The organism is Cupriavidus malaysiensis (genome assembly GCF_001854325.1).
Taxonomy (GTDB): domain Bacteria; phylum Pseudomonadota; class Gammaproteobacteria; order Burkholderiales; family Burkholderiaceae; genus Cupriavidus; species Cupriavidus malaysiensis.
Genome location: NZ_CP017754.1, coordinates 2,311,407 through 2,329,707, shown reverse-complemented (window position 1 = coordinate 2,329,707; position 18,301 = coordinate 2,311,407). Strand labels below are relative to the sequence as shown.

At 62.8% G+C, this 18,301-nt stretch carries 15 protein-coding genes, 2 pseudogenes and 1 riboswitch; of the genes and pseudogenes, 7 read left to right on the top strand and 10 right to left on the bottom strand.

Annotation, left to right across the window (positions count from 1 at the left end; translation table 11 throughout):
• Positions 1–220 precede the first annotated feature (220 nt).
• Positions 221–2,341, top strand: a complete 2,121-nt coding sequence (locus BKK80_RS10330; RefSeq protein ID WP_071069288.1) for a TonB-dependent siderophore receptor — start codon at positions 221–223, stop codon at positions 2,339–2,341.
• 195 nt (positions 2,342–2,536) lie between these two features.
• On the opposite strand, the gene BKK80_RS10325 is transcribed toward BKK80_RS10330, so the two are convergent.
• Both BKK80_RS10325 and BKK80_RS10320 read right to left on the bottom strand, forming a co-directional pair.
• Positions 2,537–3,496: an alpha/beta hydrolase gene (locus BKK80_RS10325; RefSeq protein WP_071012492.1), complete on the bottom strand. Its 960-nt coding sequence runs from the start codon at positions 3,494–3,496 to the stop codon at positions 2,537–2,539.
• 133 nt (positions 3,497–3,629) lie between these two features.
• On the bottom strand, positions 3,630–4,262 hold the full coding sequence (locus BKK80_RS10320; protein WP_071012491.1) for a LysE family translocator: 633 nt from the start codon (positions 4,260–4,262) through the stop codon (positions 3,630–3,632).
• 20 nt (positions 4,263–4,282) lie between these two features.
• A riboswitch (ZMP/ZTP riboswitch) is annotated at positions 4,283–4,365 on the bottom strand.
• A 144-nt stretch (positions 4,366–4,509) separates the two neighbouring features.
• Between BKK80_RS10320 and BKK80_RS10315 the strand changes: the two genes are divergently transcribed.
• The 3 genes and pseudogenes from BKK80_RS10315 to BKK80_RS38115 form a co-directional block, all read left to right on the top strand.
• Positions 4,510–4,722, top strand: a complete 213-nt coding sequence (locus tag BKK80_RS10315; protein WP_071069286.1) for a serine hydrolase — start codon at positions 4,510–4,512, stop codon at positions 4,720–4,722.
• 39 nt (positions 4,723–4,761) lie between these two features.
• Complete coding sequence (locus tag BKK80_RS35460; protein ID WP_084545541.1) at positions 4,762–5,853, top strand: MBL fold metallo-hydrolase; 1,092 nt, start codon at positions 4,762–4,764, stop codon at positions 5,851–5,853.
• Between the two features lie 18 nt (positions 5,854–5,871).
• Positions 5,872–6,012, top strand: a pseudogene (locus BKK80_RS38115) (IS30 family transposase); the annotation flags it as partial.
• Positions 6,013–6,020: 8 nt separating this feature from the next.
• Here BKK80_RS38115 and BKK80_RS35455 read toward each other — a convergent pair.
• The 4 genes and pseudogenes from BKK80_RS35455 to guaB all read right to left on the bottom strand — a co-directional run.
• Positions 6,021–6,140: pseudogene (locus tag BKK80_RS35455) on the bottom strand (Arm DNA-binding domain-containing protein); the annotation flags it as partial.
• A gap of 301 nt (positions 6,141–6,441) precedes the next feature.
• Positions 6,442–8,061, bottom strand: coding sequence for a glutamine-hydrolyzing GMP synthase (guaA, locus tag BKK80_RS10305; protein WP_071012488.1), 1,620 nt, complete (start codon positions 8,059–8,061; stop codon positions 6,442–6,444).
• Positions 8,036–8,659, bottom strand: coding sequence for a hypothetical protein (locus tag BKK80_RS10300; RefSeq protein ID WP_071012486.1), 624 nt, complete (start codon positions 8,657–8,659; stop codon positions 8,036–8,038). The genes guaA and BKK80_RS10300 overlap by 26 nt, the downstream gene beginning before the upstream one ends.
• A 152-nt stretch (positions 8,660–8,811) precedes the next feature.
• Positions 8,812–10,275: an IMP dehydrogenase gene (guaB, locus tag BKK80_RS10295; RefSeq protein WP_071012485.1), complete on the bottom strand. Its 1,464-nt coding sequence runs from the start codon at positions 10,273–10,275 to the stop codon at positions 8,812–8,814.
• 124 nt (positions 10,276–10,399) lie between these two features.
• Here guaB and BKK80_RS10290 point away from each other — a divergent pair, with 124 nt between their 5' ends.
• Positions 10,400–11,359 (top strand): DMT family transporter, encoded by a 960-nt coding sequence (locus BKK80_RS10290; RefSeq protein WP_071069284.1) that lies wholly within the window; start codon positions 10,400–10,402, stop codon positions 11,357–11,359.
• An 86-nt stretch (positions 11,360–11,445) separates the two neighbouring features.
• A complete protein-coding gene (locus BKK80_RS10285; protein ID WP_071012481.1) occupies positions 11,446–11,952 on the top strand; it encodes a DUF4124 domain-containing protein in 507 nt (168 codons plus the stop codon).
• A 50-nt stretch (positions 11,953–12,002) separates the two neighbouring features.
• Here BKK80_RS10285 and BKK80_RS10280 read toward each other — a convergent pair whose 3' ends face one another.
• Entirely contained in the window at positions 12,003–12,347 is a 345-nt protein-coding gene (locus BKK80_RS10280) for an RnfH family protein (protein WP_071012479.1), read from the bottom strand.
• Positions 12,334–12,771 (bottom strand): type II toxin-antitoxin system RatA family toxin, encoded by a 438-nt coding sequence (locus BKK80_RS10275; protein WP_071012477.1) that lies wholly within the window; start codon positions 12,769–12,771, stop codon positions 12,334–12,336. Before BKK80_RS10275 ends, BKK80_RS10280 begins: the two co-directional genes overlap by 14 nt.
• Before the next feature lie 193 nt (positions 12,772–12,964).
• Here BKK80_RS10275 and smpB point away from each other — a divergent pair, with 193 nt between their 5' ends.
• Positions 12,965–13,417: an SsrA-binding protein SmpB gene (smpB, locus tag BKK80_RS10270; RefSeq protein WP_071069282.1), complete on the top strand. Its 453-nt coding sequence runs from the start codon at positions 12,965–12,967 to the stop codon at positions 13,415–13,417.
• Positions 13,418–13,687: 270 nt separating this feature from the next.
• Here smpB and BKK80_RS10265 read toward each other — a convergent pair whose 3' ends face one another.
• The gene (locus tag BKK80_RS10265; protein WP_157903199.1) at positions 13,688–14,437 is read right to left on the bottom strand and encodes a TagF domain-containing protein; all 750 of its coding nucleotides are present in this window, start codon (positions 14,435–14,437) and stop codon (positions 13,688–13,690) included.
• The gene (gene tssM, locus BKK80_RS10260; protein ID WP_071069279.1) at positions 14,416–18,297 is read right to left on the bottom strand and encodes a type VI secretion system membrane subunit TssM; all 3,882 of its coding nucleotides are present in this window, start codon (positions 18,295–18,297) and stop codon (positions 14,416–14,418) included. Before tssM ends, BKK80_RS10265 begins: the two co-directional genes overlap by 22 nt.
• Between the last annotated feature and the right edge of the window lie 4 nt (positions 18,298–18,301).

Below are 18,301 nucleotides of genomic sequence, written 5' to 3'. Positions count from 1 at the left end.
CCCTTCCATGGCGCGTTCGATCGCAGCCTCCAGCCTCATGTCGTGTCCCCAGCCGAAAGCGTGCAAGGAACGCGCACCGGAACTGCTGCGCTTTCTGCGCATGGACCTTGGGCATGATCCATCAGCCCGAAAGCAAAGACCTCTCGGCATTAATTCAAATGAGACGTATTTGCATTTGTTGAGGTATATTAGTGCATAGAGCCTCACACTCAGTTTGAACATGTCTTTGACTCCGCCGTACCCGCGCAGCTTGATTGCACGCCATTTCTGTCACGTCAGCTTGCTTCTTCTTCCCATATCGGACTTCGCATACGCCGATGCTGACGCCCTTCCAGACTCCGAATTGCCCGAGGTAAGGGTCGCCGCGAGCGCTGCATCGAAGTACGTCCCGACAGAAGCCGGAGGTGCCACGCGCACTGAAACACCCTTGCGCGAGGTGCCGCAGTCCGTTCGCGTGGTCACGTCAGCGCTCATCGAAGACCTTGGCGCAACCCGCCTGTCTGACACTGTGGACTATGTGAGCGGTATCGCCAGGCAAAACGATTTCGGCGGGACGTGGGACAACTATGCCATTCGGGGCTTCAGCAGCACCGATATGGGCTACCTGGTAAATGGTTTTCCAGGATCCCGCGGTTATAGTCCCATGCGGGATACGGCTACTGTAGAGCGCTTCGAATTTCTGAAAGGTCCGGCAGCGGCGCTGTACGGCAGTAGTGAGCCCGGAGGAACGATCAACATCGTCACCAAGAAGCCGAAGTTCACGCGGTCGACGACGGCTGAGGTCAGTGGCGGCACGCTTGGCTTCGCGCGCGCAACCGTAGACACGACCGGGCCAGTCAACGACAAGTTTGCCTACCGTCTGAACATGATGGCAGAAGACGGTGCCAGCCGCAGTTCGCTCATCGACAACCACAAGTACCTGATCGCCCCTGCGCTGGCCTGGGCCATAGACAATGACACGCTGCTCCAGTACGAGGGAGAGTTCATGCGTGTGCAAACACCGTTGGACCGCGGCGTTATCAACGTGAACGGCAAACTCGTGCTGCCACGTGACCGATACTTGCAAGAGCCGAACGACCCTAACCTCCATCTCTCAAGCAACACGCACCAACTGACACTCGAGCGGGACCTCGCCCCTGGTTGGCGCACGCGGTTCGGCGTGAGCTACAAGGAATCCGGTTTCGAAGGCAACGCAGCCGAGTTCGGAAGCCTGCTGGCAGACGGCCGCACGCTGACGCGGCGCAATAGCTGGCGCTCGTTGCCGTCGCGCGATACGTCTGTCCAAGCCGAAGTGGAAGGTAACTTCAACACCGGCGGAATCGGCCATCGCATGATGGTTGGTCTCGATGTGTCACGGCTGTACATGGGCATGGACATCGCGTACTCGAATCCCTCGATGAATCGGTATGCAATCGATATCTACAACCCTGTCTACGGGCAAGCGAAGCCGCCGGTAACTCTGAGTACATCCACGCGAGAGAACCAGCGAAACTTCGGTGCATACATGCAAGACGAGATCTCGCTTGGGGAGAAGTGGAAGCTGCTGGGCGGAGTACGGTTTGATAGCTATCAGCAGTCAGTCGACAACCTCATCACTGCGAAGACAAGCAGTCAGAATCAAACGGCCGTGTCGCCACGCGTAGGACTCACCTGGCTGCCGACCGCCGAGATTTCGACATACCTGTCGTTCGGGAAATCGTTCCGGCCGAACACCGGTGTGGACGAATCCGGCAACGCCTTCAGTCCCCAGCACGGCCGTGCAGTGGAGGCTGGTGTGAAATGGCAGTCCAGCGATGCCAGGCTCGGTGCAACGCTGTCTGTGTACGACATTCAGAAGCGCAACGTGCTCACCCGCAGCCCGACCAACCCGAACTTCAACATTGCAGCCGGCGAAGCCACGAGCCGTGGCGTTGAGATTGATGCCTTTGGTCAAGTGGACCAGAACTGGCGCATCAGCACAAGTTTCTCGCTGATTGATGCAAAGGTCACCGAAGACAACGCCATCGCAGCTGGGACACGCCTTACCAACATCCCCAAGGTAAGCGCGAGCTTGCTGGCAATCCGCGAAGACGCCATGCCATGGGTCGGTGGCCGCTATGGCGTTGGTGCGGGCGTTGTCTATGCTGGTTCGCGCTCCGGCAACGCGACGGACACCTACTCGCTGCCGGCATACGCAACCGTAAAGCTGGTCTCGTACTGGCAGATTGACCGCCGTACCAAGGTCTATCTCGACATCCACAACCTGTTCGACAAGACCTACTATCCTGCCTCATGGGGCAACCTTGCAGTCATTCCCGGTCTCGGCAGACAGTTCGTCGCCGGCTTGCGATATCAATTCTGACTACCGGCGCGTGAGGCGTGCGCAGATCATGGGAATATCGGGTCCGCTCTCCCAATTATCCGGCGCCTTGGCATGGACGGAGCCCGCCCCCCCAGAAAGGCAACTTGGCCTGCCTGACAGCCTACGCGATCATCTCTGCCTGCTGGCGGGCGCGGGGCTGGGCATCGCCAATACTCCTGCGACCAACTCACGCGGTCACGCGCGCGGTCCGTTGCTGGCGATCTCCCGCAGGAATCGGATCGAAGCCTGTTCCAGTTGCGCGATACCTGGCGCCTCCACTGGAAAGTGGCCGCAGTTTTCCAGCATCACCAATCTCTTCTCGCCCTTGATGCGGTCGAAGAACTGCCGGCTCGATTCGAAGCCCGTCCAGCGATCGTTTGCGGGATGTGCCAGCAGGAGAGGACAGTGGTCGAAGTCCTCGGGCTCGACTTCCGGCCGCACGGCGAAAATCGACTGCATGAAATTGACCGGCACACGTACGCCGCCGCCGTAAGGATCCTCGGCAACGAGCCGGTTCAGCGATGGATCGTTCGACATCGCGTCCATCTTGGTAAACCACTTCACGGGCAGCCTCAGTCTGCCGATCAGAGGCGCGCAGCAGGGCAACAGGGGCATCATGACGTGGCGCACCAGCGCGTTGCGCGCAAACTGCTGTTTCACCAGCGGCGTCCGCGGATCCGCAAGGGTTGTGGCGATCACGCCAGCAATGGGGCCGTCTCCCATCCGTGCCGCGCACAGGTAAGCCAGATAGCCACCAAGGCTTCCGCCGCACAAGACCACGCGTCGCCCGGTGTGCCGGTACTCGATGGTTGCCAGATCGCATAGCAAGTCGGACCACGCCTCATAAGAGACCAGTGAAGGAGGCGCCTGACTCAACCCATACCCCGGTAGATCCGGAGCGACGACCTCGTAGCCTGCGCTGTGCAATAGCTTGCCAATCGGCGCGAACAACCGGCCGTATCCCCCTCCTCCATGCACGACGATCACGGTCAGCGGCGACGCTGCGCAGGGAAATCGATCAACATGGATCGATGCTCCTTTCCAGGGGAGCCACTCTTCATTCGGGCCGCTGGCCGTGGTGACTCGCGCATGTGCGGGAAAAAAGGATTGGTACTGTTTCCAATAGGTTTCCGTCTTGTAGCTTGCCTGGGGCATCGGTAGATTGTGTGCGGAACGCGTTATCCAGGGCGATCCCTCAACTGTTGGGGGGCGTGGAAGGTCAGCATCGATCCGCGTTGCGCAGACCTTCTTTAACGCAGGGGCGACATACAGCCCATGCGAGGCGTCGCTATTTCCTGGACTCGCATGCCATCCGTACCGCCAGACCTGTCAGAACGCTTCCCATCAGCCAGCGCTGCACCAATAGCCACGACGGGCGTCCCGACAGGAAGATCGATATCGATCCGGCTGTCACGACGATCAGTGCGTTGACGGCAAGGCTGATCGAAATCTGAACGCTGCCAAGCGCCAGCGATTGCGCAAGAACACTGCCATGTCCTGGCGTAATGAACTGGGGCAGCAGCGACAGATACATGATGGCGATTTTTGGATTCGCCAGGTTAGTGATAAACCCCATGCCAAAGAGCTTCATTGGAGTATCGACCGGCAGGTCACGCACGGCAAATGCGGATCGTCCGCCTGGCCTGACCGCTTGCCAGGCAAGATACAAAAGATATAAAGCACCACCAAAGCGAAGCGCATCGTATGCGTAAGGCACTGCAAATACAAAGGCCGTAATTCCGAATGCCGCACAGAGCATGTAGAATACAAAGCCCAGCGCAACACCCCCCAACGAAATGAGGCCTGCACGTCTACCTTGGCAAATTGAGCGGGAAATCAGATAGACCATGTTCGGCCCCGGCGTCAAAACCATTCCCAACGCCACAAGAGCGAACATGAGCAATTGTGTGAAATCAGGCATAACCCATCTCCATGGATAGTAGGTAATGCCCAGGCGCGCGGCGGCAGCAAACTCACGCTCCCCGATAGTGTTCTATCTATATGCGCCAGTCACGCGAGTGAAGAGATCCTAGCACGTCTTCTCGTCTGCCGTCTCGATCCGAGCGTCCGCCGGCGTGCCCCTGCTCTTCCTCAGTACGCCGACACACAACTCCCGCGCGATTTGCTACATTCAGCGTCTGCCCCGGACTAAGAGATGAGCGCCTCACATGCTGGAAGAGTTCGATGACTTTGTCGAAGCGCCGATGGCTGAATGGCAATTGCCGGGCCTCGCGCTGGCCGTGACCAAGGAGCGGGAGACGATCCTGATGGAAGGCTATGGCGTTCGCGACGTCGACTCGCGATTGCCGGTAACCTCCGGCATTTGGAGCCGAGTCGCGATCTTCGTGACACCTATTGGCACTAGAGCCTCGTCTATCTAGCGGCCGGACATATCGCGGAACGTATCGCAGGCATGCGCCATGGATGCATTCGTCAGCGCGATTTTGCTGATTGTTTTAAGCAACATTCCGTCTTTAACGCTAAAAAAATTCGACCGGCTGGAATCTAAGAAGGATAGTATCGTGTTACTCAAAGAAGTGGACAGCTGTGAAGTTCTTGTTCTTCTCGACAATGTCAGTGATCTTCTTTCCTCGCTTCCAGAACGTGTAACTGGCGAGGTTTCCAACATTGTGAGAGCCGGTGCGTCCCAATTGACCGGACGGTGCCTGTGTTGTGCGCAATGGGGTCTTTCCCTGGTGATCAAGACTACGCTCAACGGCAAAACGCATACGGTCCTGTTTGATAGCGGCCCGGAAGGCTATGCGATCAAACGAAACGGCGAGAGGCTTGGTCTGCGTTTCGGAGATATTGACGCAGCGGTCTTCTCTCATGGCCACTGGGACCATGTCGGGGGGATGTTGACAGCGATCCAGTTGATCACCGATGCAAATGGTGACCGCAAGATCCCCGTACACGTGAATGACGGCATGTTCGTACCGCGAGCCGTGCATAAGCCGGGAGCCGATGGAGAACTCCTCCCGTTCGATGAGGTGCCATCCAAAGAGCAGCTTTCCGCGGCCGGAGCCGAGATTGTCTCAAGCGATGACGCACGCACCCTGCTTGATGGGCATTTCCATCTGAGTGGCGAGATTCCGCGGCGAACATCATACGAGAACGGGCTGCCTGGACATTTTGCGCAGACGAACGACGGCGCTTGGCTACCGGATCCATTAATAAAAGATGAGCGATGGATGGCAGTAAACGTGGCAGGCCTTGGGGCGATAGTCTTTACCGCCTGTTCCCACGCCGGGGTCGTCAACGTGCTGCATCGCGCTCAGGAAGAGCTAGCGCCAATACCGCTATGGGGAGTCATGGGAGGTTTCCATCTCAGTGGTTCAGCCAGCGAGACGTTGATTCCGCAGACCATCAGTGATCTAGGGCAGTTCAATCTGAAACGCTTTGTGCCTGGTCATTGCACTGGCTGGCGTGCGACTCACAGGCTCGTCGAGGCATTCGGGGAGGAGAAAGTCGTGCCTTCTGCTGTGGGGCAGAGACACCTCTTTCAGGCTTGAAGGCGCCGCCGGCCAGCACGCATGGACGGCTGCACGGCCCAAGATGCCCTGGAGGGCTTTACACGAAAAACGAAGAAGCTGCCGACCTTTCTGCGCGAGAGTCTGACCTACAGTCGCGGAACTGAAATGACCTGCCATATCGAGCTCTTCCGGCGATTGAGACGCTAGTCGTAGCGGAAGGTGACGGTATTGGCGGGCGATACCGTCACGCACATCCCGTCCCGGTCAGAAACCTTATAAGTCAATGACTTAGGCTTGAGATTGCGCAGCGCTGTGTCGGTCAGCATCGAGGTTTTCTCCTGTTTTTTTTGACGGCTTTTACCGTCAGGGACCAGGAGACCCGCTGATGCCCGGAAAGCCGCATGAAACAAGCTTTCCCGAGAAGGCTTTTACCGTCAAAGACGGTAAAAGCCTCAATAGTGAACGTGAGTGTCTTAATCTCGCCTCAATTCCTACCGTCAGCTCTACCGTCAACCTTTTTTGCTGGCCGGCGATAGCCACCGATAGCTGCCGTGACGTATTTCTTTTTAAATCAACACGTTACGGCAGCTTTTCGATAACTGGCGATAGTCCCCGAACGACGTCAATTCACTCCCACTCGATCGTCGCCGGCGGCTTGCCCGAGACGTCGTACACGACGCGGTTCAGCCCCCGCACCTCGTTGATGATACGGTTCGAGGTGCGGCCCAGCAGCGCGTATGGCAGGTGTGCCCAGTGCGCGGTCATGAAGTCCGTGGTCTGCACCGCGCGCAGCGCCACCACGTAGTCGTAGGTGCGGCCGTCGCCCATCACGCCGACCGACTTGACCGGCAGGAACACGGCGAAGGCCTGGCTGGTCAGGTCGTACCAGCTCTTGCCGACCTGGTCGGCGCCGCACAGGCCGGCGGCGGCGTCCTGCTCGGTGGCCAGGGTCTTGCGCAGTTCCTCGATGAAGATCGCATCGGCGCGGCGCAGCAGGTCGGCGTAGTCGCGCTTGACTTCGCCGAGGATGCGCACGCCCAGACCCGGGCCCGGGAAGGGGTGGCGGTAGACCATTTCGGGCGGCAGTCCCAGCGCCACGCCGAGCTCGCGCACTTCGTCCTTGAACAGGTCGCGCAGCGGTTCCAGCAGCTTCAGGCCCAGCGTCTCAGGCAGGCCGCCGACGTTGTGGTGGCTCTTGATGGTGGTGGCCTTCTTGGTCTTGGTGCCGCCCGACTCCACCACGTCCGGGTAGATGGTGCCCTGCGCCAGCCACTTGGCCTTGTTCAGCTTCTTGGCTTCGGCCTGGAACACTTCGACGAATTCGCGACCGATGATCTTGCGCTTCTGCTCGGGGTCGGTGACGCCGGCCAGGTGGCCGAGGAACTGTTCGGAGGCGTCGACGTGGACCACCTTGGCGTGCAGGCGGCCGGCGAACATGTCCATCACCATCTTGCCTTCGTCCAGGCGCAGCAGGCCATGGTCGACGAACACGCAGGTGAGCTGGTCGCCGATGGCGCGATGGATCAGCGCGGCGGCCACGGAGGAGTCCACGCCGCCGGACAGGCCGAGGATCACTTCCTCGTCGCCGACCTGCTCGCGGATCCTGGCCACGGCCTCGGCGATGTGGTCGCGCATGATCCAGTCGGCGCGCGCGCCGGCAATGCCCAGCACGAAGCGCTCGATCAGCTCGCGGCCCTTCGCGGTATGGGTGACCTCGGGATGGAACTGCACGCCGTAGTAGCCGCGCGCCTCGTCGGCCATGCCGGCGATCGGGCAGCTCGGTGTGGAGGCCATCAGCTTGAAGCCTTCCGGCAGCGCGGTGACCTTGTCGCCGTGGCTCATCCAGACCTTGAGCATGCCATGGCCCTCGGGCGTGGCGAAGTCCTGGATGTCCTTGAGCAGCGCGGTGTGGCCGTGCGCGCGCACCTCGGCGTAGCCGAACTCGCGCTGGTCGCTCCACTCCACCTTGCCGCCCAGCTGCACGGCCATGGTCTGCATGCCGTAGCAGATGCCCAGCACCGGCACGCCCAGATCCCACACCGCCTGCGGCGCGCGCAGCTGGTGATCTTCGTAGGTGCTGGCGTGGCTGCCCGACAGGATCACGCCCTTGGGGTTGTACTGGCGCACGAACTCGTCCGACACATCGTTCGGATGAATCTCGCAGTAGACGTGCGCCTCGCGGACGCGGCGGGCGATCAGCTGCGTAACCTGCGAGCCGAAATCAAGGATGAGGATTTTGTCGTGCATGATGTGCCGGTGGCGTTTCTTCTGGAGCGCTCTCCGTCATCACCTCCGTACCCGGCCCGTAGCCAGGCGGCGGCGTGATGACCGGCTCGCGCCGGGGTTCGTTTGATTGCGTCTGGCGCGCGGCGGGCGCGCCGTTGTTCCTTCTGGCGTCCTTGGCGGACGGCCGTTCCTGGTCCTGCTCGCGTTGATCGCGCTGTTCGCGCTCGCGCAGCCTGACTTTCTTCGCTGCGGGAATCTGCACCACCGCGAAGAAGGCAAGCACCACCGCGAGGGCGAGCAGCCAGATCTTGCCGGCGGGTTGCAGGGGTACGTCGAGGAAGAGTGTCCAGACCGCGACGATCAGCGCGCCCGCCAGGTTGACCTGGCCGACCGTGCGCGCCACCGCCACCGTCAGCTGCCCGTTGAGCGTGGCCTGCCACAGCAGCCAGGCCAGGCCGACCAGGGCCACGCCCAGCAGCTGTCCGTAGAACGCGGGCTGGGGCTGCGGCAGTTGCAGCGCGCTGTACAGCGTCGCCGACGGCGACAGCAGCAGCAACAGGCCGAGCAGCAGGTTGAGCACCGCGTCGAGAAACAGCACGCCTCGCAGCAATACCTTCATCCGAAGTCCTCCGCTAGGTTTTCCCGGGCGGGCGGATTCGCGCTGCGGCCACGGACGGCGATGCCGGACGGCCGCGGATGCCCGCGCCGTGCGCCTGCGCGCACCGGCCGGGCCCGCTTCTCGCGGTTGCCGGCCGGCGCGCCGCCGGGCGCTCAGTCGATGTGGTAGTTCGGTGCTTCCTTGGTGATCTGCACGTCGTGCACGTGCGACTCGCGCATGCCGGCCGCGGTGATCTGCACGAACTGCGAGGTCTCGTGCCAGTCGGCGATGGACTGGCTGCCGCAGTAGCCCATCGAGGCGCGCACGCCGCCGCACAGCTGGTGGATGATGGCCATCACCGAACCCTTGTAGGGCACGCGGCCTTCGATGCCTTCCGGCACCAGCTTGTCGACGTTGGCGGTGTTGTCTTCCTGGAAGTAGCGGTCGGCCGCGCCATCCTTCATCGCGCCCACCGAACCCATGCCACGGTAGCTCTTGAACGAGCGGCCCTGGAACAGGAACACCTCGCCCGGCGCCTCTTCGGTGCCCGAGAACATGCCGCCCATCATCACGGCATGCGCGCCGGCGGCCAGCGCCTTGGCGATATCGCCCGAGTAACGGACGCCACCATCGGCGACCAGCGGCACGCCCGTGCCCTTGAGCGCCTCGGCCACATTGGATACCGCGGTGATCTGCGGCACGCCCACGCCGGCCACGATCCGCGTGGTGCAGATCGAGCCGGGGCCGATGCCGACCTTGACGCCGTCGGCGCCGTGCTCGACCAGCGCGCGCGCCGCCTCGCCGGTAGCGATGTTGCCGCCGATGACCTGCACCTGCGGGAAGTTCTGCTTGACCCAGCGCACGCGGTCCAGCACGCCCTGGCTGTGGCCGTGGGCGGTGTCGACCACGATCACGTCGACGCCGGCCTTGACCAGCAGCTCGACCCGCTCGTCATTGTCCGGACCCACGCCGACCGCGGCGCCTACGCGCAGTTGGCCGTGATCGTCCTTGCTGGCCAGCGGGTGCTCGACCGCCTTCTGGATATCCTTCACCGTGATCAGGCCGCGCAGCTCGAAAGCGGTGTTGACCACCAGCACGCGCTCCAGGCGGTGGCGGTTCATCAGGCGCTTGGCCTCTTCCAGGCTGGCGCCTTCCGCCACCGTGACCAGCTTCTCGCGCGGCGTCATCTTGGCGCGCACCGGCGCGTCCAGTTCTTCCTCGAAGCGCAGGTCACGATTGGTGATGATGCCGACCACCGTCTTGCCTTCCAGCACCGGGAAGCCGGAAATGCCGTGCTGATGCGACAGGGCGATCACATCGCGGATCTTCATATCCGGCGAAATGGTGATCGGATCACGCAGCACACCCGATTCGTAGCGCTTGACGCGTGCCACTTCGCGGGCCTGGTCGGCCGGCTTCAGGTTCTTGTGGACGATGCCGATGCCGCCGGCCTGTGCCATCGCGATCGCCAGGCGCGCTTCCGTCACGGTGTCCATGGCGGCGGACACGAGCGGAATGTTCAGGTCGATCGAGCGGGTCAGGCGGGTGCGGAGGGAGACATCCCGGGGAAGGACGGCCGAATAGGCCGGGACGAGCAGCACATCATCGAAGGTGAGTGCTTTCTGGACAAGACGCATAGCAATTCCTCTAGGCGCAAAACCGAATTATACAGGAACCTCGCCGGCGCAGATGTGTCGGCGCACGCCGTCTGCTATCCTCGATTCCTTTTAGCCGCAGCACGGACGCCGCGGCGTCGTTGCCATGGGAATCGGGGTACTGTGCGGTCTGCTGGCCGGTGCGTTCTGGGGCATGGTTTTCATCGCCCCCAAGCTGCTGCCAGCCTTTTCCCCCTGGGAGCTGGCGATCGGGCGCTACCTGGCCTACGGCCTGGTGGCGGCCATCGCCTCCCTGCCGCTGCTGCGCCGCATCGCGCGCAAGCTGACACGCACCGACTGCGTCGCGCTGCTGCGCCAGGCCTTCACCGGCAACCTGCTCTACTACGTGCTGCTGGCCTTCGGCGTGCAGCTGGCCGGCGTCGGCCCCACGTCGCTGATCATCGGCATCCTGCCGATCTCGGTCACGGTGATGGGACGGCGCGATCACGGCGCAGTGCCGATGGCGCGGCTGATCTGGCCGCTGCTGGTGGTCGCGGCCGGTATCGCCTGCATCAATATCGACCTGTTCGGCGGCGGCGCCAGCGCCCACGCGGCGGCGGCCGGCGCTGCCGCGCGGCCGGTGTGGGAGAAGGTCGCCGGCGTGCTGTGCGCGGCCGGCGCCCTGGTCTGCTGGACCCTGTATGCGGTGGACAACGCGCGCTACCTGCAGCGCAATCCCCAGTACAGCGGCAATGAGTGGTCCGCGCTGTATGGCATGTCGACCGGCGCGGTCTCGGTGGTGCTGGCGCTGGCCGGCTGGCTGTTCGCCGGCAGCGCGCCGGGCGGATCCGGCAGCGGACGTGACTGGCACTGGTTCTGGATGGTCAATGCCGCCGTCGCGCTGGGCGCCTCGCTGATCGGCAACAACCTGTGGAACATCTCGAGCCGGCGCCTGCCGCTGACGCTGTCGGGCCAGATGATCGTCTTCGAGACCCTGTTCGCGCTGGCCTACGGCTTCGTCTTCGACCACCGCTGGCCACGCCCGCTGGAGCTGGCCGCCATCCTGTTGCTGATCATCGGCGTGGCCTGGTCGGTGCGGTTGCACGCGGACGACAAGTCTGCCTAAACTAGCGCCCACGGCCGGTGTGGCGCGTGCGCCGCGCCGGCCCGCCAAGCCCGCCGCGCCAGCCAAACCCGACGCCCTGCCCCGCCATGAAACGAACGCCTGCGCTATGCCTGCTCGCCACCTGCCTGCTGCTGCCGGCCACCGCGTTCCCCCAGTGGCAGTGGCGCGACGGCAACGGCCGCATGGTCTACAGCGATGTGCCGCCGCCGCCCGGTGTGCCGGACGGCAGCATCCTCAAGGCGCCCGGACGCTTCGCCGGCAGCCTGCAGGCGCTCGATGTCAGCGCGCCGGCGGCGGCCGCGCCGGCCCCACTGCCGGCCAAGCCGGGAGCGGCACTGGCAGGCGAGGAAGAGGCCTTCCAGAAGCGCCGCGCAGCACACTTGAAGCAGGAAACCGAACTGGCCCGGAAGGAAGCCCAGGAAGCGGAGCGCGAGACCCGCTGCTCCCAGCTGCGCAACTATGCCAACGGGCTCCAACAAGGCATCCGGATCGCCACCGTGGCGCCGGACGGCTCGCTCAATCGCCTCGACGGCAACCAGCGCCAGGCCGAATTGGAACGTACCAACGCCAACATCGAGCGCAACTGCATCTGAGCGCGCCCGGCTGGCGCCAGCCGGGCGCGTAGCGGGCTACCGGCCACTGGCTACTGGCCGCCGCCCCGCCACTTGTGTCCTTCCCGCGAGCCCGCCGCGCGGGTCTTCTGCACCCGCCGCTGGCGCGCCGACTTCGGATCGGCGACCAGCCCGCGATAGACCTCCACGCGGTCGCCTTCGCGCACCACGGTTTCCATCGTTTTCAGCTTGCCGAAGATGCCGACCCGCGCGCTGGCAGGATCGATCTGCGGGCAGGCCTGCAACAGGCCCGCCGCGGCGATCGCCTGGGCAATGGTGGAGCCGGCCGATAATTCGACCTCGCGCAGGAAGACCTCGCCCGGCCGGGCGTAGCAGACCAGGGCTCGCACCTGCGCGGCGGCGTCATTGTCCCTCATAGACCACCTCGGCACGCTTGACGAAGGCATCGACGAAGGTATTGGCAATCATGCTGAAGACCGGCCCGATCAGCTTCTCCAGCAGGAAGCTGGAGAATTCGTAGTGCAGGTGGAAATCGATCTTGCAGGCATCCTCGCGCAGCGGCGTGAAGCGCCATGAACCCTTGAACACCTTGAAGGGACCGTCGGCGAAGGTCATGTCGATCTGGGTCGGGCGCTGCTGCACATTGCGCGTGTGGAAATACTGCTTGATGCCGTTGAAATGGATGTGAATCTTGGCGTCGAGCAGGGTCTCGGTCTGCTCGAACACCTCCACGCCGCCGCACCAGGGCAGGAACTTGGGATAGTCTTCGACGCGCGTGACCAGGTCGTACATTTGCGCGGCCGAATAACCGAGCAGCACGGATTTATGGACGTCTGCCATGAATGGGGAAAGACAGGGGCTGCCGGCGCATGTCGGACGCCGGCAGCGTCAGTGCCGGACGTGAACCGGTGCCGGGCCGGTTTGTTAGAATTGCGATTTTAGCCGACGCGCGCCTTCCAGGCATCCCGTCGGGCCGGCGCAGGCCATCCCGCCGCCGGCCGTGCCGCCCACCCGCCGTTCAGACCGGAACCGCATGACCATCGCAGACAACAAGAAAGCCTTCTTTGACTACTTCATCGAGGAACGATACGAAGCCGGCATCGTGCTCGAAGGCTGGGAGGTCAAGGCGATCCGCGCGGGACGCGTGCAGATCAAGGAAGGCTATGTGGTCGTGCGCGATGCGGAGATGTTCCTGATCGGCGCCCACATCAGCCCGCTGCAGAGCGCCTCCACCCACGTCAATCCCGACCCGGTGCGCACGCGCAAGCTGCTGCTGAAAGCGGACGAGATCAAGAAGCTGATCGGCAAGGTCGAGCAGCGCGGCTACACGCTGGTGCCGCTGAACCTGCACTACACACGCGGCCGGGTCAAGTGCGAGATCGGCCTCGCCAAGGGCAAGAAGCTGTTCGACAAGCGCGAGACCGAGAAGAACCGCGACTGGCAGCGCGAGAAGGCGCGCCTGCTCAAGGGCGGCAGCAAGGAATAGGCCGCCGCAGGGCATCCATCCGCCGCCCCCTGAGCAATATCTATCAGCCGTACCGATCCGCCAAAGTGATGTGATTCATGAGCACCATGACTCTTGCGTGCGGCGAAGAATGCATCTGAAACTGGCCGGGTCAGCTGATTGATTTTCCATCCGAATCAGCGCTTTATAGAAGGCTCTGTGAATTCTTCATGAATCGCGGCAAGACCTGACACTGCCACAAGCGTGGTTGCGTGGTTATTCAGGGTGCAGGCCCAAAGACTAGTGGAGAGTCTAGAGATCGGCAAGCAATCGCCGAAGCGAAGACACGCAATCAATGTCAATTGCACGCCCCGTATTTGCCTGCCAGACGCTTCCGTGGCTGCCGCCGCGCAGCAGTGTTGGCGGCCAGTCACGCCGCACATCGACCAGCCCGGCCAGCGGTTCGCCCGGCAAGTCGCCCGAAGCCGCCTCATCGCGGGAATCCGCCAGCCGCTTGAGTACTGCGCTCAAACGGTCCCGCCAGCCCGGCCGGTAATTGGCCCACAGCGCATCCACCATGCCGTTCAAACCCGTGGGGCCCGGCAGGCGAGCGTGGTCGTGGACCACTTGCGCCAGATCCGTCAGCCAGTTCGCCGGTGCAGCAAGCATGAGCTCAGCCCATTTGGCGCTGGCCGCCTGCCAGACCACCAGTGAATAGCGCCGGCCGACCCGGTCGCGGGAAGCCGTCACGATACCAATCAGGTAGTCCGCATCACTCGGAAACCGCAGCCCATGTGGGCGCAGGATGAAATAGCAAGGCTCGCCCGCGCACAGCCCGGAATCTCTCACCAGGCTGGGTGGCGTCAAATGTAGCCAGTGGGGCCGGTGGCCGTCAACGGACGCCCCGGGCATCGCTCTCGATGCGCCGGCGTCCCCAGGCTCGAACCAGGTGCGCCACGCTTTTACCTGATGCAGCGGCGCATTGTGGCAGATGAAGGCGCCCGAATCCGGCAGTTTGCCGAAGATCGACGGCACGGAGATCATCCTGATCTTCCTGGACATTGGAAGCCCTGCAACAAACCCGTGGTCCATGGATTGGCAAGGCTGCCGGTGTTGATGTCGAGCTTGGCTTTGCGCCCATCGAAATCATATTCGGCAAGGAAATGGCTAGCCGTGGCTGAGCCGGCGAGCTTTCCTTTGGCAATGACCCGCAGCAATGCCCACGGGCCATCGGCAGAGAGCGTCGAGGTATCCGGCCGAATGCGCGGACTGGCCGTTATTTCCGCCCCCTGCCCGCCGCGTGGGCCAGGCCATGTCACTTTGAGCGGAATGACAGGGCCGTGTACGTAGCGCTGGCTCTGCCCGTCGAAATCCATGTTCAGCTCGACGATTTCGGGATCGAGCTCGACGACTTTCAGGTCGACCTTCCAGGCCATCTTCTTCGCGCCCGATTCGCGGAAGAATACCTCCCGGATTTCCTTGGCGCGCTGGAACGGCACCAGGCTCGGTCCGGCGATCGGCGGCACGTCAGGCGCAGTCAGCTTGTAGCGCCAGGGCGAGGTCGCGGAATCCACATGCGGAGCCAGCACCTTCTGGAAGAAATCGTCCAGCACGCCGCCGGTGGAGAAGACCCGCGCAAAATCGTCCGGATCGACATCCTGCATCGAGGTCGGCGTGAATGGATACTTACCATCGATGGCGCTGCGGCAACTCTCGCCAATGACGGCATCCATCTGGGCGATCAGGATATCCCCGATGCCCTTGTTCACGTCGCGGGCCCCCTGCACCACCAGATCGGCGAGCACTGCCTTAAAGGGCGCCGGTAGCTTTTCCGCCTCCATGCGCAGTTGCGCGCCGGCCTCCGCAGGCGGCGGCAGATTGCGTGTATTCAGAGCGTTGTTGGCCACCACCAAGGTGGTGTAGTACGCATTGACCATACCGGCAATGACATCGAGCTGCGCTTTGCCGCTCGCCCCCTGTCCGGCTGGCGAAGACGCATCCGCCTGTCCGGTGACGACTTCCCGAAGTGCTGCAAAGCGGCTGTCCAACAGTTCACGCTCCTGGCGTGCTTCGCTCCTGGCGCTCAAGCCGCCGACCTTGTCGGTCGCCTTATCCAGGACTGCGAGCGCCTTGTCGGCCAGCGACTTGTCCACCGGGTCAGCCGGCTGGCTCAGCGAGGTCTCGCGTACCGCTGCGCGACCAAGCCTTGCCAGCGGTGAGTCTGGTGCCGCGAAGTTACGCAGGATCTCCAGATCGAAGGCCAGATTGTTCCCAGTCACGGTCCGGATGTCGGACAAATACGTTTCCCATCGCTTAGCATACTCAAGCAGATAAAGGCGCCGAATCTCGCGCGTCAGAGGATCGTTGCCGTTCAGCTTGCCAGTGGCCGCGGCATCAAGCGTTTTTTTTTGAGCGCCCAGGCCGGTTCCGCGCCCCATCACCCATGCGTCAATGGCCTGCGCCTTGCCCAGGAACTCGGGCAGGCGAGCATTGAACAATTCGTGATAGCCCGCATAGGTGAACAGCCCGGGAATGCCGCGCTCCAGCGGTTCGCCGCTCGCCAGGGTAAAGACCATTCCTGCCTGTGGGCCAACGGCCCGCACGAGTGTGAAATCGTGCGGTGCCTCCTCCATCATGGCGGCCTTCGCCCGCTCATACAGCCGCTCGATGGAAGTGCTGCCGTCGAGCAAGTCCCGGGCAGTGCGAATCAAGGCCTCATTCCTGGCATAGGGAGACTGCACCGGACGGGCCCCGCCCAGCAGGTTGTTCAGGTGCTCGAGGACCGCCACCCTTCCGCCGAAAGCGTCGCCGCCATTTCCGATGGCCCAATCGCTCTGCACCCAGCTACGCACATCGGACGCGTTGAACTTGTCCTTGTCATGCAGCATCAGGTAAACGCGCAAGGTATCGTAGGTCTGCTTCGTATCCCGTGAATTCACCGCCTCCACCAGCACCGATTCGACGCGGCGTACCAGGTACGGGACCAGCAAGTGGTCCTCCAGCTTCGTATGGGTCTGCCGCGCGGCGTCCGCTACCGGCGGCACGCTGTAGAGGCCGTAGCGCCAGTCCATCGTTGGCGCGGACAGGTCCAGCCCGGTATATGCCGGCAGATCCTGAGCGGCGGCCAGCACATCCGGCATGGCAACCGGCTGCGGCTTCTTGTAGAACTCACTCACCGTCGCAGCCAGGGCCTTTGCCCTTCCCCGCACCACCTCCACATAGCTGCCATTGTGACCGAAGCTGGTGCAGAGGGCCGCAGCCAGCCACAGGAAGACGACCACCACCAGAGCGTGTCCGAGCCTGCGCAGGAGCCGGAAGCGGAATTCCCAGCGCAGGTTCGGCTTCACCAGATGCGCCTCGGGGATGATGATCTGCTTGAACACATCCTCAAGAAAGTAACTTCGGTTGCCGCTGACGGCCGCCAGACTCGGAACGCCCGCAGCCTCGCTCGCGGCCGTGGGATAGGGCTCGGACTCGCCCTCCCCGGATCCGCTGTCTAACGCTGCCTGATCGCGATCATGGCTCTCCAGAACCGTCGCATGGCTGGCGATGACGCGCGCCCCTGACTGGGCCGCACTGGTGAAATAGACTCCACGCAGCATGGATGTGCGTTCGGTGCGATCAAAACGCGAGCCAAGAAATATCTGCGAGAGCAGGTCGACGAGCGACCCCGTCAGGCTTTCCATGTCCTCCGGCAACCCGAACAGTGCTTTGTCCGGTGTCTTGCCGCATTCCTCCTCCAGGCGCGTATCTAGCCCGTGCCGTACGCGCTTGATCAGCAGCTCCATTTCCTCGCGGCACCGCTGCTCGAATGGCACCGTGGCTTCCCCGCGCTTACGCTTCTTTTCGCGAAGCGGAAACGTAAAGCCCCAGGGCCGGGCACGGCCTTCGCTGCTCAAGTCCTGAAAGTATTCAGCAAATCCTGCTAGCTGGTCCATCTTGGTGACCAGCACATAGACGGGAAAACGGATGCCCAAATCCTCACGCAGTTCCACCAGGCGGGCACGCAAACTGGCAGCCTCCGCAACACGTGCCTGCGGCGTCTGGGTCAACAGATCCTCGACGCTGATGGTCAGGACGACACCATTGATGGGGGCTCGGCTGCGGTATTTTCGCAGCAGGCCGAGGAACCCCGACCATTCCGCGGCGTCCATCCTCTGGTCCTGCTCATGATTCGTGTAACGGCCCGCGGCATCAATGAGAACGGCCTCATTGGTGAACCACCAGTCGGCGTGATCGGTGGCCTTGCGCGCCTTGGCCGCCTCGTTCATCTGCTCCGGCAGCGGAAACTGCAGCCCTGCGTTGAGCAGGGCTGTGGTCTTGCCGGCACCGGCAACGCCGAGGATCATGTACCAAGGCAGTTCATAGAGGTAGCGCCGGTCGTCGAGAAGGCGCATCGAGCCGCCACCCGACCGCATGCTCTTCAGTTGATTCAACGCACTCTGGACAGCCTTGTCCACCTTGGCGATACGGTCCTCGGCCACTACCTCCGGGCGCTTCCGACCGAAGTTGAGAATCTTCTCCAGCGCTGTCCCACCGGCCTGTGCCCGTCGCAGGAACTGATACGTCTCATAGGCGATCACCATGAAGATCAGTACTGCGATGATAACCACCCGGACGGTTGCCGAAGCCAGCGGATGCGACGCCCCGAACGCGAGCAGCGGCCCGGCATACCAGACCAGCAGGCATAGCACGGCCACCGCGATCGCTGCGAGCGACCATTTGAGAGTGATGAACAGCGCCAGGGCCAGCAACAGAACGATCGCAGCGACCCGGATGCCGGCACCGGCGAGGGGATGCATCCCGTTGAAACCCAGCAGGGGCCCGATGAACCAGATAGCGAGCCCCACCACGAGCAGCGCCACGAAGATCAGCATCTGACGCGAGAACAGTACGGCAGCGCAACGTTTCAGGAAATTCATACCG

Bases quoted from the DNA above. Each gene is read 5' to 3' on its own strand.
- BKK80_RS35460 (WP_084545541.1), top strand. From the start codon at position 4,762: ATGGATGCATTCGTCAGCGCGATTTTGCTGATTGTTTTAAGCAACATT.
- guaB (WP_071012485.1), bottom strand. From the start codon at position 10,275: ATGCGTCTTGTCCAGAAAGCACTCACCTTCGATGATGTGCTGCTCGTC.
- BKK80_RS10325 (WP_071012492.1), bottom strand. From the start codon at position 3,496: ATGCCCCAGGCAAGCTACAAGACGGAAACCTATTGGAAACAGTACCAA.
- BKK80_RS10275 (WP_071012477.1), bottom strand. From the start codon at position 12,771: ATGGCAGACGTCCATAAATCCGTGCTGCTCGGTTATTCGGCCGCGCAA.
- BKK80_RS10320 (WP_071012491.1), bottom strand. From the start codon at position 4,262: ATGCCTGATTTCACACAATTGCTCATGTTCGCTCTTGTGGCGTTGGGA.
- tssM (WP_071069279.1), bottom strand. From the start codon at position 18,297: ATGAATTTCCTGAAACGTTGCGCTGCCGTACTGTTCTCGCGTCAGATG.
- BKK80_RS10315 (WP_071069286.1), top strand. From the start codon at position 4,510: ATGCTGGAAGAGTTCGATGACTTTGTCGAAGCGCCGATGGCTGAATGG.
- BKK80_RS10280 (WP_071012479.1), bottom strand. From the start codon at position 12,347: ATGAGGGACAATGACGCCGCCGCGCAGGTGCGAGCCCTGGTCTGCTAC.
- BKK80_RS10265 (WP_157903199.1), bottom strand. From the start codon at position 14,437: ATGTCCAGGAAGATCAGGATGATCTCCGTGCCGTCGATCTTCGGCAAA.
- guaA (WP_071012488.1), bottom strand. From the start codon at position 8,061: ATGCACGACAAAATCCTCATCCTTGATTTCGGCTCGCAGGTTACGCAG.
- BKK80_RS10300 (WP_071012486.1), bottom strand. From the start codon at position 8,659: ATGAAGGTATTGCTGCGAGGCGTGCTGTTTCTCGACGCGGTGCTCAAC.
- BKK80_RS10330 (WP_071069288.1), top strand. From the start codon at position 221: ATGTCTTTGACTCCGCCGTACCCGCGCAGCTTGATTGCACGCCATTTC.
- BKK80_RS10285 (WP_071012481.1), top strand. From the start codon at position 11,446: ATGAAACGAACGCCTGCGCTATGCCTGCTCGCCACCTGCCTGCTGCTG.
- BKK80_RS10290 (WP_071069284.1), top strand. From the start codon at position 10,400: ATGGGAATCGGGGTACTGTGCGGTCTGCTGGCCGGTGCGTTCTGGGGC.
- smpB (WP_071069282.1), top strand. From the start codon at position 12,965: ATGACCATCGCAGACAACAAGAAAGCCTTCTTTGACTACTTCATCGAG.